Source organism: Paraburkholderia sp. A1BS-2L (assembly GCF_051125205.1).
Lineage (GTDB): Bacteria > Pseudomonadota > Gammaproteobacteria > Burkholderiales > Burkholderiaceae > Paraburkholderia.
The window spans coordinates 513,705-530,586 of sequence record NZ_CP120429.1; the positions used below are offsets into that span (position 1 = coordinate 513,705).

The following is a 16,882-nucleotide window of genomic DNA, read 5'->3' on the forward strand; positions in this document are numbered from 1 at the left end:
CGCCGATCACGTCGCGCTGAAACCGCCGGGGCCTGCTTCCACGAATAACGGGCCCTGGACCGCCACCGCGCCCACGTAGTTTTCCGCCATCGCGGTCGCCGCGGCGCGCGACGTGGTGACGTGCTCGAGCTCCGCCACCTGGAGGCGCTGCTCGAACGGCGACGCATCGTCGAGACGGTGCATCATGCGCGTCATCCAGTACGAGAAGTGCTCGGCGCGCCAGATGCGGCGCAGCGCGGTCTCGCTATACGCATCGAGCGGATCGGTGCAGCCTTCCTTGTAGAACGCCACGAGCGCGGCAGTCAGCACGCGCACGTCGGCGACGGCCAGGTTGAGGCCCTTCGCGCCAGTGGGCGGCACGATGTGCGCCGCGTCGCCCGCGAGAAAGAGGCGTCCGTGCTGCATCGTGGTCGACACGAAGCTACGCATGCCGACGATATTCTTCTGAAAAATCTTGCCCTCGACCACGTGATGGCCTTCGTCCGAATCGACGCGCGCGTGCAGCTCGGCCCAGATGCGATCGTCGGACCAGTTTTCGACAGCGTCGTTGGGATCGCACTGGAAATACATGCGCTGCACGTTCGGCGAACGCGTGCTGACCAGCGCGAAGCCGCGTTCGTGGCGCGCGTAGATCAGCTCGCCGGACGAAGGCGGCGCCTCCACGAGAATGCCGAACCAGCCGAACGGAAACACACGCTCGTAATCGTTGCGCAATGCCGCTGGAATGGCCGCGCGCGAGACGCCCTGCGAGCCGTCGCAGCCGATCACGTAATCGCAATGCAGCGTGTGCTGCGCGCCTTCGTGCTCGAAGCGGATCGAGGGCGACGCCGTTTCGATGCCGTGAATCGACGTGTTCGAGACGTTGAAGAACAGCTTGCCGCCAGCGGCCATGCGCGCCCCGACGAGGTCCTTGAGCACTTCGTGCTGGGCGTAGACCGTGATCGACTTGCCGGTGAGCGCCGTGAGATCGATGCGGCGGCGCTTGCCTTCGAACGCCAGTTCGAAGCCGTGATGCAGCGCGCCTTCGGCTTGCATGCGCGCGCCCACGCCGGCCTCGACGAGCGTATCCATGGTGCCTTGTTCGAGCACGCCGGCGCGGATCGTCGATTCGATCTGATCGCGGCCGCGCCTTTCGAGCACGACCGAGTCGATGCCACGCAGATGAAGCAGTTGGGAAAGCAGCAGGCCCGCGGGCCCCGCGCCGATGATGCCAACCTGGGTGCGCATGAAAGTCTCCTGTGTGTTGATTTTGCGCAAGTTTGGCGGCTGCAAGCGATATCACGCAACGCGATATCGTGAATATGAATTATCTCGATTACGGATAGCGTATCGATTGGTCAGGCGGCCATGCAGACGTGCCGCAGCGCAGCGTAAGGGCATTCAGGGTTAGCCGTGCGTGTGCACGCGTGGCGGCATCGGCGTATGCTCAAACACATGCCCGCAGAGCAATCTGCACTCTGGCCGCCGGCTCGCCGCCGCCCGAAACGCGATGAATGCTTCCCCCCCACCCGCTGGTTCCGAACCCGGTCCCAAGCCCGTCTCCGCAGCCGATACAGGCGCCGGAGCCGTTGCCCACCCCGGCCCGCGCGTCACCGTGATCGTGCTCACGCGCAATCACGTGCGCCAGATCGTCGACACCGTGGCGCGACTCACCGCCTTGCCCGAGCACCCGCATGTGATCGTGGCCGACAACGGCTCCAGCGATTCCACCGTGAGCCTGCTCGCCTCGCTGTTTCCGCAGGTGCGCATCGTCCAGACGCTGGGCGATCATGGCATGGCGGGCTTCAACCGCGCCTTCGCGCTCGCGCTCACCGACTATGTGGCGTGCTGCGACGACAGCACCTGGTTCGCGCCCGGCGCGCTCGCGCAGGCGGTGCAGCGGCTCGACGACCATCCGAACGTGGCGGTGCTCAATGCGCGGGTGGTCGGCGAGGATGAGCGCGAAATCCATCCGGCGTGCCTCATGCTCAACGCCACCTCGCCTGGCGGCGAGGGTCTGCCCGGCCCGGCGCTCGCGGGCTTCATGGCAGGGGCGTGCATCTTCCGCACGAGCGTGATGCGCGCGCTCGGCGGCTACGAAGAGCGGCTCTCGCATGGCGGCGCTGAAGAACTGGCCGCGCTCGACGTGCTGAGCGCGGGTCACGCGATCGTGTACTGCGAGGCGGCGCTCGCGCATCGCGAACCGCTATGCCGCTGGTTCACGCGCGCGCAGCACTGCACGCTCGCGCGCAATTCGGCGTGGGTGGCATGGATGCGTCTGCCGCTGCGCGACGCGCTGGCCGCCACCGGGCGCGCGCTCATCGTGTTCGCGCGCCAGCACTCGCTCGGCCCGGCCGGCTTCGCGCTGCTGCGCGGCGCGTTCTGGGCATTGCGGCGGCGCCGCGTTGCGCCCGCGCACGTCGTGCTGCTCACGCGCCAGGTGCGGCGCGCCGAGCGCCACGTGCGCGCCGGCATTCCGGCCATGGCGGAGAAATACGATCAGTCTGGCCAGCGGGCCTGGTAAATCGCTGCGCTAGCCGCGATAGTCCTCGATGATCGGCACGACCTGGCCCGCGATGATCCGGACGTTTTCCCTGCCGGTCAAGCCGTGGTAGCGATAGCCTTGCAGGTCTTTTGCCACGCTCGCGGTGTCGAACTGCCGCGTCGCGATGCCCCCGTCTTCCTTCAGCTGAATGCCGTTCTGCGCGCCATATTTATCGCCGAGACCCATGCGCTGAATTTGCGCCGACGACAATTTGCCATCGATGGTCAGCGCACGCGCCACCGCCTTGATAGACGTGTATTGGGCCGTCAGTTGCTCCTTCTTCCATAGTTGACGAAGCCCATCCGGGAGCCGACGATTTGCAGCACGCGACTGATCCGATTTGCGCCGCGCTCGATATTCTTGATCAAGGCATGACCGGAACGAAGTCGCGATATTCGACCTGCGCGCCGCGCACCACGATCGCGGTGGACTCGGGCACTTCGGCCCACACTTCCGGTAAATCGCCGAGCGGCTCGGACACGAGCAGGTAGGCGTCCTCGCCAGCGGCAGCGATGCGCGGGTCGTCGGGATAGAGTTCGCGCAGGTGCCTGAACGACGTGGTGTGAAAGAGCGAGCGCGAGTTGCGCTCGCTCGAATAGCGCACGGCCACGAGCTGTTCGCCGTCGCTCGCGCAAACCGTCATGTTGAGCGCCGGCTCGATACCGTGCTTTTTCGCGGTGGCCTCCACAAACCCCACCATGCGCTCGAGCGCCGGCACGGGATCGACTTCGAGCCCGAAGGTCATCGCCAGATAAAACATCGCTTCGGAGTCGGTCGAGCCTTCGATCGCGCTGAAGCGCCCCGGCTCGACCGCCACCAGCAATTCGCGGCGCACGAGCGGAAAGCTCTGGATCAGCCCGTTGTGCACGAACATCCAGCGCCGGTGCCGGAACGGGTGGCAGTTGGTCTCCTGCACGGGTGTATGGGTGGCGGCACGCACATGCGCGATGAACATCGGCGCGTGCACCGCGCGCGCGATTTCGCGCAAGTTGCGGTCGTTCCAGGCGGGCTGCACGCTGCGATAGCGATACGGAATGTCGTGCGGATGCTGATACCAGCCGACCCCGAAGCCGTCGCCATTGGTGGTGGTCGCGCCAAGCTTCGAATGCAGGCTCTGGTCGATCAGCGAATGGCGCGCATGAAACAGCACTGTTTCGAGCGGCACGGCGTTACCGGTATAGGCAAGCCAGCGGCACATGGTGACCTCCACTTTCAACGACTCGATGAACGACCCGACGTGGCGGCCGGCAAGACCCCGTGCGCCCGGTTTTAAATAGCCGCGTGCCCGCCCAGCAGCGGCACGAGAAAGCCGCTCAAGCCAGTAAGAATAATCTGCACGCCGATGCACAATAGCAGGAACGACGAAATGCGCATGGCCACGCGCGTGCCTTCCGCGCCCAGATAAAATGCCAGGCGCGCGGCGCGGCTGTAAACGTAATAGATCACCAACACCACGAGCACCGAGATCACTATCGAGGCAATGCCCGAGAGCAGAAATGCCGACAGCTTGTGCGTGCGGTTCGCGTTGAGCGCGATGGCCGTGGCAATCGAGCCGGGGCCCGTGGTCAGCGGAATCGTGAGCGGGAAAAAAGCCTTGCCGGTTGCCGACGCGGCGCTGAGCGGCTTGACCGGATGATCGGCCACCGACGGCTCGGGTTCAGGCGCATTGAGCATCTGCCAGCCGCTCACGGCCACCGCGAGACCGCCGCCGATACGCAGCGCCTCCATCGAAATGCCGAAGAAATGCAGGATGGGCGTGCCCACGAAGAACGCCGCCAGCAGCACGAAGCCTGCATTGGTGGCGACGCGCTTGGCGAGCAGGCGCCGTTCTTCGTCGCTGAGCGAGGCCGTGCGGTCTAGAAAAACAAAGGCAATGCCGAAGGGGTTGATGATGCTGATCAGTCCGGTGAAACCGAACAGAATGTCTGAAATCAGGCTCTCGATCATGTAAGCGATCCGGTGAACGCAGCAGGCCCAAATGGCGCCGCCGCCGGCAGCGAGCAGTGTAACCGGAGCGGCGCGCACCGTGCCGGCCGCCTGCCGGCCCGCCAACGCAAAACAACCCGCTTCATGACGCAGCGCACCAAGCCGAGCCATCCGCACTCGCCGCGCGCATCAGGAATATTGGCAGCTTTACGGGGCGCATTCGCGGGCATAGAGTGGACCGACCGAACCCAAACGAACCCCAACCGAACCCGAAACAAGGTTTCCCTTTTACCCAAAGGAGTTGCCATGTCACTGAGGTTGCTCGCTGCGCTACCCTTCATCGGCATTCTGCTAGGCGTGCCGTTCGTCAACCGCACCGAGCCCCTCGTGCTCGGCATGCCGCTCGTGCTGGCATGGATCGTCATGTGGGTCGTGCTGACCGCGGCCATCATGGGGCTCGTCTACAAGCTCGATCCGGCCAACCGCGACGTGCAGGACGCACAAGGCGGGGTGCGATCATGAGCGCGCTGATCATCATCGCGGCGATCACCGTGATCGCGCTTTATCTGGGCATCCGCGCGCGCCGCGGCCACGACATGAGTCTCGAGCAGTGGTCGGTGGGCGGACGCAGCTTCGGCACCGCGTTCGTGTTCCTGCTGATGGCGGGCGAGATCTACACCACCTTCACGTTTCTCGGCGGCAGCGGCTTTGCCTATGGCAAGGGCGCACCCGTCTATTACATCCTGACTTACGGGACGCTTGCGTACATTCTCTCGTACTGGATGCTGCCGCCCGTGTGGCGCTACGCGAAAGAACACGGGCTGGTCTCGCAGCCGCACTTCTTCGCGACCAAGTACCAGAGCCCCGCGCTCGGCGTGCTGGTCGCATGCGTGGGTGTGGCCGCGCTCGTGCCGTATCTCGTGCTGCAACTGAAGGGGCTCGGCATCATCGTGTCGACGGCCTCGTACGGCGCGATTCCTTCCACGGCGGCGATCTGGATCGGCGCGGTGGTGGTCACCGCCTACGTGATCTTCTCGGGCGTGCGCGGCTGCGCGTGGAACTCGGTCGTCAAGGACACGATGATTCTCGCCATCGCCGTGTTCCTCGGCATCTACCTGCCGGTCCATTACTATGGCTCGCACGCCGAGATGTTCCGCGCCATAGACGCAGCCAAGCCCGGCTTCCTCAGTTTCGCAGCGAAAGGCCAGGGCGTGACGTGGTTCCAGTCCACCACGCTGCTCGCATGCCTCGGCTTCTTCATGTGGCCGCATACGTTCATGTCGGTCTACACCGCGAAGAACGAGCGCATTTTCCGCCGCAATGCCGCGATCCTGCCGCTTTATCAGCTGATCCTGCTGTTCGTGTTCTTCTGCGGCTTCGCGGCCGTGCTCAAGGTGCCGGGCCTCAAGGGCACCGACATCGACCTCTCGCTGTTCCGCCTGTCGCTGCAAACCTTCGATCCGTGGTTCGTGGGCGTGATTGGCGCAGCGGGGGTACTCACCGCGCTCGTGCCGGGTTCGATGATCCTCACCACGGCATCCACGCTGCTCGCCAACGATGTCTATCGCGGCGCGCTGAGTAAAAACGCCAACGACGAAAGCGTCGCGCGCATCGCCCGCTTCTTCGTGCCGGTGGTCGCGCTGGTCGCGGTGGGCTTCACGCTCAAGGGCGGGGAGACCATCGTGGCGCTGCTGCTGATGGGCTACAACTTCGTCACGCAGTTGTTCCCGGCGCTGGTGTGCAGCCTCGCGGCGCGCAACCGCGTGACGAAGCAGGGCGCGTTCTGCGGGATTTTCGCGGGCGTGCTGGTGGTCGTGCTCACTACGCTGCTGCACGTGAGCGTCGCGCAACTGATCCCGTTCGCGTCCGATACGTTCAAGGACATCAACATCGGCTTTCTCGCGCTCGGCGTGAATATCATCGTGCTCGCTGCCGTGAGCGCGCTCACGCAGCCGCGCACGCATGCGGATCACAAGCACGCGGGCGCGCACTGAGATCTGCACCGAGATCCGCACTGATTTCGATTGCGAGCTTCAGTTGCGATGGTTGTTTCGATGATGGGCGGCGCATTCGTTGCGCCGCTTTTTTTTAGTTCGCCGGCACTGGACCGACGAAATTCAATTCTTTGCCGCGCGTGCCGTAAACACAGTGATCCCGTCACTGCACACTCGTCAAGCGCGCCGATGACCGACACACTCGAAACCGCCCCCGGCACCGCCTCGCTCACGCCGGCCGACCTCCCGCCCGGGCAGCCGCTCGAATGGCCGCTCGTGGACCACGACGGCACGCTGCTGCTCGAACGCGGCGCCACGCTCGTGGGCGAGATGGAGCGCGATTTTCTGTTCCGCCACTTCGCACCGCAGCGCGGCGACCGCGCAGCGCTCGAGGCCGAGGACGCATTTGCACCCGCGAAACCGCGAGAGCACGAAGCCGCGCTGACCGTGCGCGACCTGCATCTTTCCATTGGCGCGTCGATGGGCCTGCGCCCGCAACAGGGCGCCAGCGGCGCGCCGATGCAGCCGTGCAAGCTGATCGGGATTGCGCCGAACGAATCGATCTTCGCGACGCTGCCCTACGCCGATGGCCGCCCGACTGCCGTCACACCCGGCGAAAATGTCGAAATCGTGGCGATTGCGAGCCAGGCCGTCTATCGCTTCGTCTGCACGCTGCACGCGATCCATCACGCGCCATTGGGCTATCTCGTGCTCTCCGCACCAGCCCATATCCGCCTGCTGCGCGAGCGCAAGTCGATCCGCGTGCACGCGCGCTTTCCGGTGCGCTTCGGCATCGGCGCCGAGGGCTATCAGGGCGTCGCGCTCGCGCGCGGCATCAGCGCGCTGGGGCTCTCGCTCGTCGCGCCATGGGCGCTCGGCCAGGTGGGCGAGCGGCTGCGCATTGCCTTCAGCCTGCGCTCCGGCAATCTCGACACGCCCATCGAAACCAGCGCGATCATTCGCAACGTGCAGCAGGAAGACGGCGCGCAATGCTCGCTCGGCCTCGAGCTCGACAGCCTCACGAGCGCCGAGCAGATAGCGATGAAAGTCTATGTGTTCGACCGTCACGGCGACGTGATCTACTAGTGACCTGTTCCGGCTCATAACAGGCCCTGGCAAAGGCACGCGCTGAATCGGGCGCTCCGGTTTTACCCCTGGTGCGGCGCGCCCCTTGCGCGAAGGCCGAAATGCGTATGCTATGGTACCTGCGCATCCTCCAAACCGGCCTCCACGGCCGCACTCTTCCATGGCACAGCCCTTTGACGAAGCCGAACGCGCGGCGGTCTACCGCGCGATCCATGAGCGGCGCGACATGCGGCACTTCACGCCCGGCCCCGTCGACCCCGCGGTGCTCGCGCGTCTCTTCGACGCCGCGCATCACGCACCGAGCGTGGGCTATATGCAGCCGTGGCGCATCGTGCGCATCACCAGCGCAGCCTTGCGCGAGCAGTTGCACGAGACCGTCGAGCGCGAACGCCTCGCCACCGCCGACGCGCTCGGCAAGCGCCGCGACGAGTTCATGAAGCTCAAGGTGGAAGGCATGCGCGAATGCGGCGAGCTGCTCGTCGTCGCGCTGATGGATCGCCGCGAAGCGCACATCTTCGGCCGCCGCACCTTGCCGGAGATGGACCTTGCCTCGGTGGCCTGCGCGATCCAGAACATGTGGCTCGCAGCGCGCGCCGAAGGGCTCGGCATGGGCTGGGTGTCGATCTTCGACGTGGACGAAGTGCGCGCGCTGCTGCAGATGCCCACCGGCGCCAAGCCGGTGGCGATTCTCTGCGTCGGCCACGTAGCCGAGTTCTACCCGAAGCCGATGCTGGAGATCGAGCATTGGGCCGAGCGTCGGGTGCTCGGCGAATGCATGTACGAAAACCGCTGGCCGGACGAGCAGACCGAGGCCGTGGCGAAAGCCGAAAGCGCGAGCACGGGTTGCGCGTAGCCGCGCATCCGCGGCTCAGGCACCGATCAAGCGCCGAACGTGACGGCCTCGACGTTATTGCCATCGGGGTCGATGAGGAAAGCGCCGTAGTAGTCGGGACTGTAATCGGGCCGCAGACCCGGCGCGCCGTTGTCCGTTCCGCCAGCCGCGATGCCGGCGGCGTAAAAGCGGTCGACCTCGGCGCGACTCGCGGCGGCGAACGCCACATGCACGCCGCGCGGCGTGCCGGCGTCGCTGGGCGGCACGGCGTGGAGCCATAACTTAGGCATGCCAGGTTTGCCGATGCCGGCAAGATCGCCGTACAGCACGCTGACGCCACACCCCAGCGGCGACAAAGCCGCCTCATAAAACCGCATGCTGCGTGCGAAATCGCGCACGCGCAGACCCACGTGATCGAACATGTCTGTCTCCTGGTCAAAGCCCGTTGCCCAACGGCAGCCCGTGCCGCGGTACGTGAGGACCAGTTTAGTGCGCTCCCCCCGCGCGTGGCCTGGGGAAAATTGCACACTCTCGTGTGCGAGCCGCGGCCCGGCGATGCCTCACTGCGCGAGCGGCTTAATGGAGATCACGTCGGGCATGGCCGGCGCGCCCGCCTGACCAGCGGCGGCGTGATCAACCTCCTTCAGCTTCACGCGCCATTGCGGCGCGCCCGCGTACGGCAGCCGCGCGAGCGCGCCGGCGACCAGGTACGGCAGCGCCTGTTGCGCATCGGCATTGCGGTCGCGCTTCTCCGCACTCACCTTGTAGGCTTCGCGGCCGTCCGGCAGCGCGAGGAAACGCAACGTGAGCGTATGCGTGTAGCGCTTGCCGAACCACGGGAACGACGGCCCTTCGGACGGCACGCAGCCGCCAATGCAATTGCCCCCATTACCCGAGCCGCCGGTTTCCACACCGACGTCGCTCGGCCGCGAGGCCCATGCAGCCGAAACGATATAGCGCGCCGCCTCGGGCGTGCCTTCCTTGAAGCCGCGTTGCGCGAGGCCGGCGCGCAGCAGCGCCTCGTACGGCTGCGGCTCGTTGGCTTGCGCCTGCACGGGCGTGCGCGCGAGCCGATACGTGGCGGCGGCCAGGTCGGTTGCGTTCAGGTCGCCACTTGCTCGCACATCGGCGCTCGCGCCTGCGCAGCCGGCGAGCGCGCCCAGCATCGACAAGGTGCAGATCGTCATCAGGACTTTCACGGAGAACTCCATCGGAATCGTTGGCAGCCGGTTATGGCGCCGGGGTGTGCCATGGTGTGCATTCGGCGCGATCAGGCCAATAACACGACAACGCCGTCAAGCCGCGGTATCGAGCGCCGGCAACGACATCGTCACCGTCGTGCCCTGGTCCGGCGCGCTGTCCACATGGATCTCGCCGCCGTGACGCGTCACCACCGTCTTCACGAACGCCATGCCGAGCCCGGCGCCGCTCACCTCGGGCCGCTGGCCCGCATGAAAGCGCCGGAATGGCTGGAACAGCTTCGCCTGATCTTCGAGCGGAATGCCGTAGCCCTCGTCGCGAATCGAACAGATCACGCGCGGGGCCCGGTCGTCCGCGACAGCGATACTACAGACAATCCTCGTTTCGGGTGGGCTGTATTTCACCGCGTTGTTCAGAATGTTGACCAGGGCCCGGGTCATGAGCGAGCGGTCGGCGTTGATCCAGCCCATCTGCTCGCCGTCAAACGCCGTCTCGATCTGAATGTGCTTGGCGCTCGCCTGCGGCCAGACCTCGTCGCTCGCGTCGATGGCGAGCTCGGTCAGGCTGGTGGGCTCCAGAGCGTATTGCTGCGACTCCGCGCGAGCGAGCTGCACGAAATCGTCGGCGAGCGTGAGCGAGCGGCGCGCGTAGCGCTCGATGCGGTCCATCACCTCGCGCACCGGCCCGGCGGCCAGCGTGCCGCGCTCGCGCTCGGTCTCCACGAGCGCCACGATCGACGCCTGCGGCGAGCGCATGTCGTGCGACAGGAGACGCAGCGCGTGCTCGCGCTGGCGCTCGGCGTCGTGCAGCGCGGTCACGTCGACGAGGCCCGCGATCCAGCCCACCGCCTGCCCCTGCGCATTGGTGCAGCGCGCGTAGCGCAGCAGGTAGTCGCTGCCGTCGCGCGCGCGCACTTCCACGCCCCGCTCCATGAGCTGCGCGAACTCGCCGCGCGCGGGATCGAGCGGCGCGGGCCAGTGCGCATGCGCGAACGCGAGCGTCTCGGGGTTCGGGTCGATGGGCTTCACGAGCGCGAGATCGCCGAATACCTCGGGCATGCCGCGCCCCTCGGCCGCGCTCACGTTCAGGTCGGTGAAATAGGCGCGCGCCGCGTGGTTGGCGATCAGCACCACGCCGCGCAGGTCGGCCACGACGAGCGGCTCCGGCACCGAGTCGAGACTGTCCCAGACGAAGCGGCGCATGTCCTGCAGCCGCTGCGCGGCCTGCGCCATCAGCGCCATCTGCTGGGCCAGCACGTCGCCGCCGAATTCGCGCGGCGGCGTGGGCGCTTCGGGCAGCAGATAGGGTTCGTCGGCAAGCTGGCGCAGCTCCTTGCGCAGATACGCCATCGTCATTTCGAGGCGCCGCCAGCTCCAGAGCGGATAAACGAGTGCGAGCGCAACGATCGCCGGCACCGGCGCGAGCCAGATGCGCGCGTAGTAGAGCAGCGCGGCGCTGCCGGCCAGCGAAAGCAGCGCCAGCAAGGGCAGCAAGAGCAACGTGCGCAGCGGCGAATGGACGAGAAACGCATGCAGCAGGAGCGCAAGCGGTATCAGCGAGGCGAGCACCACGGCAATCGGCGAGGCTGGTTCGATCGCGGTGCCCGACAGCAGCGTGTCGAGCGTGAGCGCGTGGATATAGACGCCGGGCAGCGGCCCGAGCGTGCCCGAGAGCGGCGTGGCAAAGCGGTCGAACAAGCCCGATGCGGTCACGCCCACCAGCGCCACGCGGCCGCGCAGCACGTCGGGCGGCACGCGGCCTTCGAGCACTTGCGAGAACGACACCTTGCGGTAAGTGTGCGTATTGGCGCCGAACGGCAGCAAAAAGCGCGCTTCGCTATCCGCCGCGCCCGTGCGCGTGAGCCTCGCGTCCGCAGCCGCGGTCGCGGCACTGCTCGCGCGATCGGCAAGCGCGAGCGTGCCGTCGCGCACGGCGCGCCAGACCGGCACCATCAACTGGGGCCAGCGCTGCCGTGCATCGCCCTCGAACATCGCGACGCTGCGCACGATGCCGTCGTTGTCGACTTCGAGGTTGATGTGGCCGAGACCCGCGGCGGCCTGCGCGAGCGGCTCGACCGGCTTCACGACCTCGCGGCGGCCGTTGTCGGCCTCGTTGGCGGGAGACAGCAGCACCGGCAGATACGAGGGGCGCTCGCGCAGCGCCTCGCCCAGGCGCGCGTCGTCGGGCGAGGGTTCGGTGAAGAGCACGTCGTAGACCACGGCGGCCACGCCCGCCTTCGCAAGACGATCGACGAGCTGCGCATGCAGGCTGCGCGGCCAGGGCCAGCGCCCCAGCGCGGCAACGCTCTCATTGTCGATCTCGACGATCACGATGTCCGGAGAAACGGGCCGCTCCCGCGCCGCGAGAAAGCGGTCGTACACGAGGTGATCGGCGCTGAGGGTCCAGTGCCCCACCACGCTCAGCAGCACGACGGCGATGCCCGCGCACGCCACGCCCAGCCACTCGAACAGAAAGCGCCGCCCGACCGGACGGCCGGAACGGGAAAGACCGGGTGCGCTCACGCTCATGCGCGAGCGCCTCACCACTCGAGACGGAATGACTGTACCGGGCTGGCCTTCTGGAAGTACCGGCCCCCTTCGAACTGCTCGGCAATCACGGTCCAGTAATAGACGCCCTTGGGCAGGTCGCTGACGACGGCCTCGCCGTTCGTGATGCCGGTGCGGTCCACGAGCGGCGCGCGCAGGTCCTCCGAGGTAGCGAGCACGAAGCGAAAGCGCGTGCTTCCGGCGCTGCGCTGGTCGACGAACCAGCGGAACGCGTAGTCGCGCGTGCCTTCGACGCGCCCCGCCGACGCGCCCAGCGCGAGGCGCCGGCGCTGGACCGCGTAGGTCGACGGCATGCCTTCGAGGCCGTGCTCGTCGATGGCGGAAAAACGCGCGAAGTAGGTGCCGTCCTCGAGCGCGCCGACGGCGACGTGCGGCCCGTCAGAACGCGTGTCGCGAATCAGGTCCAGCAGGCCCGCATCGCGGCCGATCTGCACGTGATAGCTGCGCGCCGCTGTAACGGGCGCGAGATCGAACGCGACGGTTTCGTCGTCCTGGACCTTCCCGGGGTTGCGCAGATCGGGCGCGTCGAGCAGCGCGACGGGCGCGCCCACGGCGCCGCCCGCAAGCGTGAGGCTGCCGTGGCGCGCCGCGACGAGCTGCGTGGACGCGGCCAGCGGCATGCCCGGCGCGGGCGCGACCGAGGCAGCCGGGGCACGCGACGCCGCGTCCACGCCCACCGCGCCCTCGATCACTTCGACCGCTGTCGAGCCTTTATCGCCATCGTAATTCACGCGAAAGCTCGTGCCGCGCACGCCCGCCACCACCGAAGGCGAGCGGATCTGGAAGCGATCGTCCTTGCGGGTGGCCTTGGTGACCTCGGTGTTCAGCTGGCCGCGATGGAGGTTGACCACGCGGTCGGTCGAGCCGGTAAGCGCGGTCTGGCGCAGCGTGGCGAGATCGAGCGAGGCGCCCGGCGGAATGACGATATGCGAACCGTCGGCGAGTTCGAGCGTGGCGAAACCGTTCTCGCCGGTCTGGACGCGGTCGCCTTCGACGAGCGTGCCGCCGACGACGAGCGGCAGCAAGGGCCCCTTGCCGAATGCATGGCTCGCCGGCCCCGAAGTGGCGATCACGCGCGCCGTCAGATGATCCTGGCGCAGCAGCGCGACCGGCACGCGCAGCGAGGTGCCCGGCTGCAGGCGGCGCGGCGCGCTCACGCGGTTGAGGCGCGCGACCTTGGTCCAGTCGGCGGGATTGCGCAGATAGCGCGTGGCGATGTCGTATAGCGAATCGCCGGGCCGCGTGACGTAGACGGCCATTTCCGGCGCCTGCGGGTTCGGCTTGCGGGCTTCGGCGCGGCCGGCGGCGGGCAGCAGTCCCAACGCCAGCGCACAGGCCACCGCGCGGGCAAGCGGCGAACGCGCGAGTGCGCGGGCTGCGCTGTGCGGCGCGGCTGCCGGACCGGCAGGATCCGGCCAGGACAGGGCGACGGCCAGCGTCACGCGCCTGGGCGCGGCGGAATAGAGGGTGGGAAACGCCGAATAAGCGCCCCTCACGCCGCATCCCCCTCAATGCGTTCGAGCCGGTAGCCGTAGCCGTAAATTGGCGTGAGGCGATAGCCGTTCTCAGGCCGCAAGCCGAGCTTCGAGCGCAGCATGGAGACGTGCGTGTCCATGGTGCGGGACGGGATGTCGTCGGACTGCTTCCAGATCACGTCGAGAATGTGTGCGCGCGACAGCGGCCGGCTCAGATGCTGGAACAGCAGCAGCGCAAGCTCGAATTCCTTTTGCGTGAGCGCCACCTGCTTGCCGCCGACCGACGCCTGGCGCGACTTCAGATCGAATTCGTATTCGCCGAAAACTTCTTTCTGCGTCGGCGCGTGCAGTTGATACGCGCGGCGCAGCAGCGACGCCACGCGCGCCAGCAGGACCGGCGCGGAGACCGGCTTGACCACGTAGTCGTCGGCGCCGCTGTTGAGCATCAGCGCGATATCGACTTCGCGGCTGCGGCTCGTCATGAACAGCACGGGCAAGCGCGTGGACAGGCTTTGACGGACCCAGTGCAGGACCTCGTCGCCGGCCATGTCGGGGACGTTCCAGTCGAGCACGAGCAAGTCGAATGTCTGCCGCCGGAGCTGCTTGACGAGCTCGCCTCCCTTGGCGAACGCGTGGCAGACGTGGCCAGCCGCGCTCAGCGTCTGGCAGACGAAATCGGTCTGTGCCGGATCGTCGTCAAGTACTGCGATTCTCATAATGTCCTGCACCCAGTGTCGTTATTCATCGTCCCGGGATGTGCCGGCCCGGCGAGGCACGGCCATCATCCCTCCCCCTGCCGCGCGGCTTGCGCCGCACAGCCCGGGCGCCACTCTCGCCGCGTCTCGAAACAAAAGGGCGCACGTCACGCAGCCATGTGCTGAAAGAGATCGGGAACCAGTTTTCGCTCATGGTAGACGAAAACGCCCCCTATTGAACGCCGCGCGGCGTGTGCACCCGCCCGGCACGTCTCGCGGCTCGTCCATGGCAGCCGACCTCGCCGGCTGGGTTCATCGGTTCACCCCGCCCGCCTGGCTTCCCGCGCTCCCTGGGCGTGCGGCCTGCTGCGCGTCTTGCGCCAGCGGCACGATCATTGGCGACTCGGACAGCAGCGCCGCCAGTTGCCCGCGCACATGCTCCCACGCGGCGTGCGCATAATCGGACTGCGCGGCGGCGCGCGCCTGCGCGAGCACGAAGGTGCGCAAAACGGTTGACGAGCACTGCGTCAATTTATCTGAACGGCCGAAGCGCGACTGGCGCAACGCCTCGCTCAGCCAGGGCAGATCGACTTCGCACGAATCCGCATACGCTTCCATGGCCGCGCGCGCGTGCCGGTCGCGGGCGAGATCGAGTTCGATGCGATCGAGGTCGCGGTTGCGGCCCGAACCGTTGACCCGCGAACCCGGCGGGAACCGCATGCTGCCGGAACGAAAAACCATGAAACCCCTCGAGTAGCAGACAAGCTTCAGACCCGCCGGATGGGCTCCGCGCGCGCCCGACAGCACGGCCCCGCGCGCGGCGCGAACGGCGCATGCGTGAACGCGGGACTTCGTAAATGAAAAACGAGTGGCGACGGCCTCGAACTGCGCACTGCGTGGTCTCCGGCGTCCTTCCCCCCCGGACTCGGACCGCCGGCGCAAGCGCCGCCGGACCGGCGCGTCACGCACGAGCGGGCATCACCGCCCGACACCCGCCCACGACCGCAGCCGATCACACCATGGCGTTTCCCGCTGCCATCGCCACTCCCGGTACTTCCAGGCGCTGTTTTCCAGCGTTATCCGGCGAACTCGGGTCCGCTCTGCTTTCCTCGCTGCCGGCGCGTCGCCGTGTCCCGACCGCACCGGCCCCCGTAGCCGAATTTCCAGGCCTCGCGTGCGTGAGCCGCACGCCCTTTCCTGCGCGATCCATACCGGAACACGCCGCTACGAGCTATTGTGGCGGCAAGCGCGCAAAGCTACTGTCAGGGATTGTTAAATCGACGGAAAAACGGCTATCTGCCCGCTCGAAGGCGCTATTTCGCCCCGCGATTTATCGTTGCACAGTGTCAACAACTGGCATGCCGGCGGTCATTGATATGGAATCCAAATCAAATCGCTGGCCGACAGGGACGCCCATTGCAGGCGTCCTTGCTTGCGCATACGGAAGCGATCAGTACTGCTGCCGCTGGTCGCCCCGGCCGCCGCCCTGCCCGGACGGGTGGCCGCCTTGCGGCGGCGCCTCGGGACGGCCGCGCTCGGCCGGCGGCTCTGGCGGGCGCGCACCGCCGGGCGGCTGGCCTGGCGCGTGATTGAATGCGGGCGCGGGTCCTGGCCCCTGCGCAGGGGCGGGCGGACGGCCCATACTCGGCTGCGGCATGGGCGGGCGCGATGGATTGACCACCTGCGCAGGAGGGCGCGGCGGCTCGACAGGCGGCCGTGCCACCCCGACCGGTGGACGCTGCATTTCACCAGGCGAGCGCGCACCCTCGCCAGGCGGGCGCTGCATTTCACCAGGCGAGCGCGCACCCTCGCCAGGCGGGCGCTGCATTTCCGCAGGCGGACGCGGCGCTGCAACGGGCGGGCCGCCGCTCTCGGGCGGCCGGCCATGAACGGGTGGCGCTTCGTTGCCTGGGCGCATACGCGCCGGTTCGGGAGGACGCCCCGCGCCCGGCGGCGGACCGCCGTTGACCGGCGCACGCGCGCCTCCGGGTGGAGGCGGCGGTGGCCGCCCTCCGCCGTCGGGCGGCCCGCCGTGAAACCGCTGCGGCTCCGGCGGACGCCCGCGCCCCGGCGGCGGCGCATGCTCCCAGCGATCGCGGTCGCCATACCAGGGCCGGTCGCGATAAAAGCTGCCCCAGTACGCCCCCACGGAAAACGTGACGATCGGCAAGCCGATGACCGCGCCATAGCCGGTCAGCGGCACGTAAGCGCCTTGATACGGATAACTGAGATAGCCCCCGTAGACCCAGCCACGCAGGCCGGGCAACGCGACGTCGCACCACGAGTAATCGCTCACGCAGCCCATCACGGTGACCGGCACGTTGGGGCCGAGCTCGCTCACTACGGGGTATGCGTCGGAGGGTCCGGCAAACAGATCGACGGGCTCGTTCGTATAGGCCTGGGTCTGCGCGCGAACGCCCGAAGCTGCGAACACCATCCCCGCAGCCACGCAGACCGTCGCGAGCGGCAGGGCCAGCCCGCGCGGCAGTTTCGTGTATCGGCTTGTCATGCTCCCCTCTTGTCTTCTGTAACTATGCGGAAGCATCAGCATATTCCGTTCCTCGCTGGCGGGCGCGCCGACAC

General features: G+C 67.4%; 16 protein-coding genes. 5 read left to right on the forward strand and 11 right to left on the reverse strand.

What is annotated here, in order from left to right:
• Window positions 1–6: 6 nt before the first annotated feature.
• Window positions 7–1,227: a 4-hydroxybenzoate 3-monooxygenase gene (locus P5W98_RS17100; RefSeq protein WP_421026831.1), complete on the reverse strand. Its 1,221-nt coding sequence runs from the start codon at window positions 1,225–1,227 to the stop codon at window positions 7–9.
• 262 nt (window positions 1,228–1,489) lie between these two features.
• Between P5W98_RS17100 and P5W98_RS17105 the strand changes: the two genes are divergently transcribed.
• On the forward strand, window positions 1,490–2,503 hold the full coding sequence (locus P5W98_RS17105) for a glycosyltransferase family 2 protein (protein ID WP_421026830.1): 1,014 nt from the start codon (window positions 1,490–1,492) through the stop codon (window positions 2,501–2,503).
• A 9-nt stretch (window positions 2,504–2,512) separates the two neighbouring features.
• Here the strand turns inward: P5W98_RS17105 and P5W98_RS17110 are convergent, their stop codons facing one another.
• The 3 genes from P5W98_RS17110 to P5W98_RS17120 form a co-directional block, all read right to left on the reverse strand.
• Window positions 2,513–2,710: a hypothetical protein gene (locus P5W98_RS17110; protein ID WP_421073356.1), complete on the reverse strand. Its 198-nt coding sequence runs from the start codon at window positions 2,708–2,710 to the stop codon at window positions 2,513–2,515.
• 178 nt (window positions 2,711–2,888) lie between these two features.
• Window positions 2,889–3,722, reverse strand: coding sequence for a class II glutamine amidotransferase (locus P5W98_RS17115; RefSeq protein WP_421026828.1), 834 nt, complete (start codon window positions 3,720–3,722; stop codon window positions 2,889–2,891).
• A gap of 71 nt (window positions 3,723–3,793) precedes the next feature.
• Window positions 3,794–4,471: a MarC family protein gene (locus tag P5W98_RS17120; RefSeq protein ID WP_421026827.1), complete on the reverse strand. Its 678-nt coding sequence runs from the start codon at window positions 4,469–4,471 to the stop codon at window positions 3,794–3,796.
• 285 nt (window positions 4,472–4,756) lie between these two features.
• Here P5W98_RS17120 and P5W98_RS17125 point away from each other — a divergent pair, with 285 nt between their 5' ends.
• From P5W98_RS17125 to bluB, 4 genes are all read left to right on the forward strand, one after another.
• Entirely contained in the window at window positions 4,757–4,972 is a 216-nt protein-coding gene (locus tag P5W98_RS17125) for a DUF3311 domain-containing protein (protein ID WP_035529726.1), read from the forward strand.
• Window positions 4,969–6,444 (forward strand): sodium:solute symporter family protein, encoded by a 1,476-nt coding sequence (locus tag P5W98_RS17130; protein WP_421026826.1) that lies wholly within the window; start codon window positions 4,969–4,971, stop codon window positions 6,442–6,444. Before P5W98_RS17125 ends, P5W98_RS17130 begins: the two co-directional genes overlap by 4 nt.
• A gap of 189 nt (window positions 6,445–6,633) precedes the next feature.
• On the forward strand, window positions 6,634–7,530 hold the full coding sequence (locus tag P5W98_RS17135) for a flagellar brake protein (RefSeq protein ID WP_421026825.1): 897 nt from the start codon (window positions 6,634–6,636) through the stop codon (window positions 7,528–7,530).
• Between the two features lie 160 nt (window positions 7,531–7,690).
• Window positions 7,691–8,383, forward strand: coding sequence for a 5,6-dimethylbenzimidazole synthase (gene bluB, locus P5W98_RS17140; RefSeq protein WP_421026824.1), 693 nt, complete (start codon window positions 7,691–7,693; stop codon window positions 8,381–8,383).
• A 26-nt stretch (window positions 8,384–8,409) separates the two neighbouring features.
• Here bluB and P5W98_RS17145 read toward each other — a convergent pair whose 3' ends face one another.
• The 7 genes from P5W98_RS17145 to P5W98_RS17175 all read right to left on the reverse strand — a co-directional run bounded on the left by P5W98_RS17145 (window position 8,410) and on the right by P5W98_RS17175 (window position 16,808).
• Complete coding sequence (locus P5W98_RS17145) at window positions 8,410–8,784, reverse strand: VOC family protein (RefSeq protein ID WP_421026823.1); 375 nt, start codon at window positions 8,782–8,784, stop codon at window positions 8,410–8,412.
• A gap of 138 nt (window positions 8,785–8,922) precedes the next feature.
• Window positions 8,923–9,561 (reverse strand): DUF4136 domain-containing protein, encoded by a 639-nt coding sequence (locus tag P5W98_RS17150; protein WP_421026822.1) that lies wholly within the window; start codon window positions 9,559–9,561, stop codon window positions 8,923–8,925.
• Between the two features lie 96 nt (window positions 9,562–9,657).
• Window positions 9,658–12,090 (reverse strand): CHASE2 domain-containing protein, encoded by a 2,433-nt coding sequence (locus P5W98_RS17155; protein ID WP_421026821.1) that lies wholly within the window; start codon window positions 12,088–12,090, stop codon window positions 9,658–9,660.
• Between the two features lie 11 nt (window positions 12,091–12,101).
• On the reverse strand, window positions 12,102–13,571 hold the full coding sequence (locus tag P5W98_RS17160) for a FecR domain-containing protein (protein WP_421027091.1): 1,470 nt from the start codon (window positions 13,569–13,571) through the stop codon (window positions 12,102–12,104).
• A gap of 50 nt (window positions 13,572–13,621) precedes the next feature.
• Window positions 13,622–14,320 carry a response regulator transcription factor gene (locus tag P5W98_RS17165; protein ID WP_175197993.1) on the reverse strand — a complete coding sequence of 233 codons (699 nt, stop codon included), beginning with the start codon at window positions 14,318–14,320 and terminating at the stop codon, window positions 13,622–13,624.
• 291 nt (window positions 14,321–14,611) lie between these two features.
• Window positions 14,612–15,040 (reverse strand): hypothetical protein, encoded by a 429-nt coding sequence (locus tag P5W98_RS17170; protein WP_421026820.1) that lies wholly within the window; start codon window positions 15,038–15,040, stop codon window positions 14,612–14,614.
• Window positions 15,041–15,749: 709 nt separating this feature from the next.
• A complete protein-coding gene (locus P5W98_RS17175) occupies window positions 15,750–16,808 on the reverse strand; it encodes an SH3 domain-containing protein (protein ID WP_421026819.1) in 1,059 nt (352 codons plus the stop codon).
• Window positions 16,809–16,882: the final 74 nt, after the last annotated feature.

Excerpts from the sequence above, each read along its gene's own strand:
- P5W98_RS17115 (WP_421026828.1), bottom strand. The coding sequence starts at position 3,722 with ATGTGCCGCTGGCTTGCCTATACCGGTAACGCCGTGCCGCTCGAAACA.
- P5W98_RS17130 (WP_421026826.1), top strand. The coding sequence starts at position 4,969 with ATGAGCGCGCTGATCATCATCGCGGCGATCACCGTGATCGCGCTTTAT.
- P5W98_RS17105 (WP_421026830.1), top strand. The coding sequence starts at position 1,490 with ATGAATGCTTCCCCCCCACCCGCTGGTTCCGAACCCGGTCCCAAGCCC.
- P5W98_RS17175 (WP_421026819.1), bottom strand. The coding sequence starts at position 16,808 with ATGACAAGCCGATACACGAAACTGCCGCGCGGGCTGGCCCTGCCGCTC.
- P5W98_RS17125 (WP_035529726.1), top strand. The coding sequence starts at position 4,757 with ATGTCACTGAGGTTGCTCGCTGCGCTACCCTTCATCGGCATTCTGCTA.
- P5W98_RS17135 (WP_421026825.1), top strand. The coding sequence starts at position 6,634 with ATGACCGACACACTCGAAACCGCCCCCGGCACCGCCTCGCTCACGCCG.
- P5W98_RS17155 (WP_421026821.1), bottom strand. The coding sequence starts at position 12,090 with ATGAGCGTGAGCGCACCCGGTCTTTCCCGTTCCGGCCGTCCGGTCGGG.
- P5W98_RS17165 (WP_175197993.1), bottom strand. The coding sequence starts at position 14,320 with ATGAGAATCGCAGTACTTGACGACGATCCGGCACAGACCGATTTCGTC.
- P5W98_RS17145 (WP_421026823.1), bottom strand. The coding sequence starts at position 8,784 with ATGTTCGATCACGTGGGTCTGCGCGTGCGCGATTTCGCACGCAGCATG.
- P5W98_RS17120 (WP_421026827.1), bottom strand. The coding sequence starts at position 4,471 with ATGATCGAGAGCCTGATTTCAGACATTCTGTTCGGTTTCACCGGACTG.
- bluB (WP_421026824.1), top strand. The coding sequence starts at position 7,691 with ATGGCACAGCCCTTTGACGAAGCCGAACGCGCGGCGGTCTACCGCGCG.
- P5W98_RS17110 (WP_421073356.1), bottom strand. The coding sequence starts at position 2,710 with ATGGGTCTCGGCGATAAATATGGCGCGCAGAACGGCATTCAGCTGAAG.
- P5W98_RS17170 (WP_421026820.1), bottom strand. The coding sequence starts at position 15,040 with ATGGTTTTTCGTTCCGGCAGCATGCGGTTCCCGCCGGGTTCGCGGGTC.
- P5W98_RS17100 (WP_421026831.1), bottom strand. The coding sequence starts at position 1,227 with ATGCGCACCCAGGTTGGCATCATCGGCGCGGGGCCCGCGGGCCTGCTG.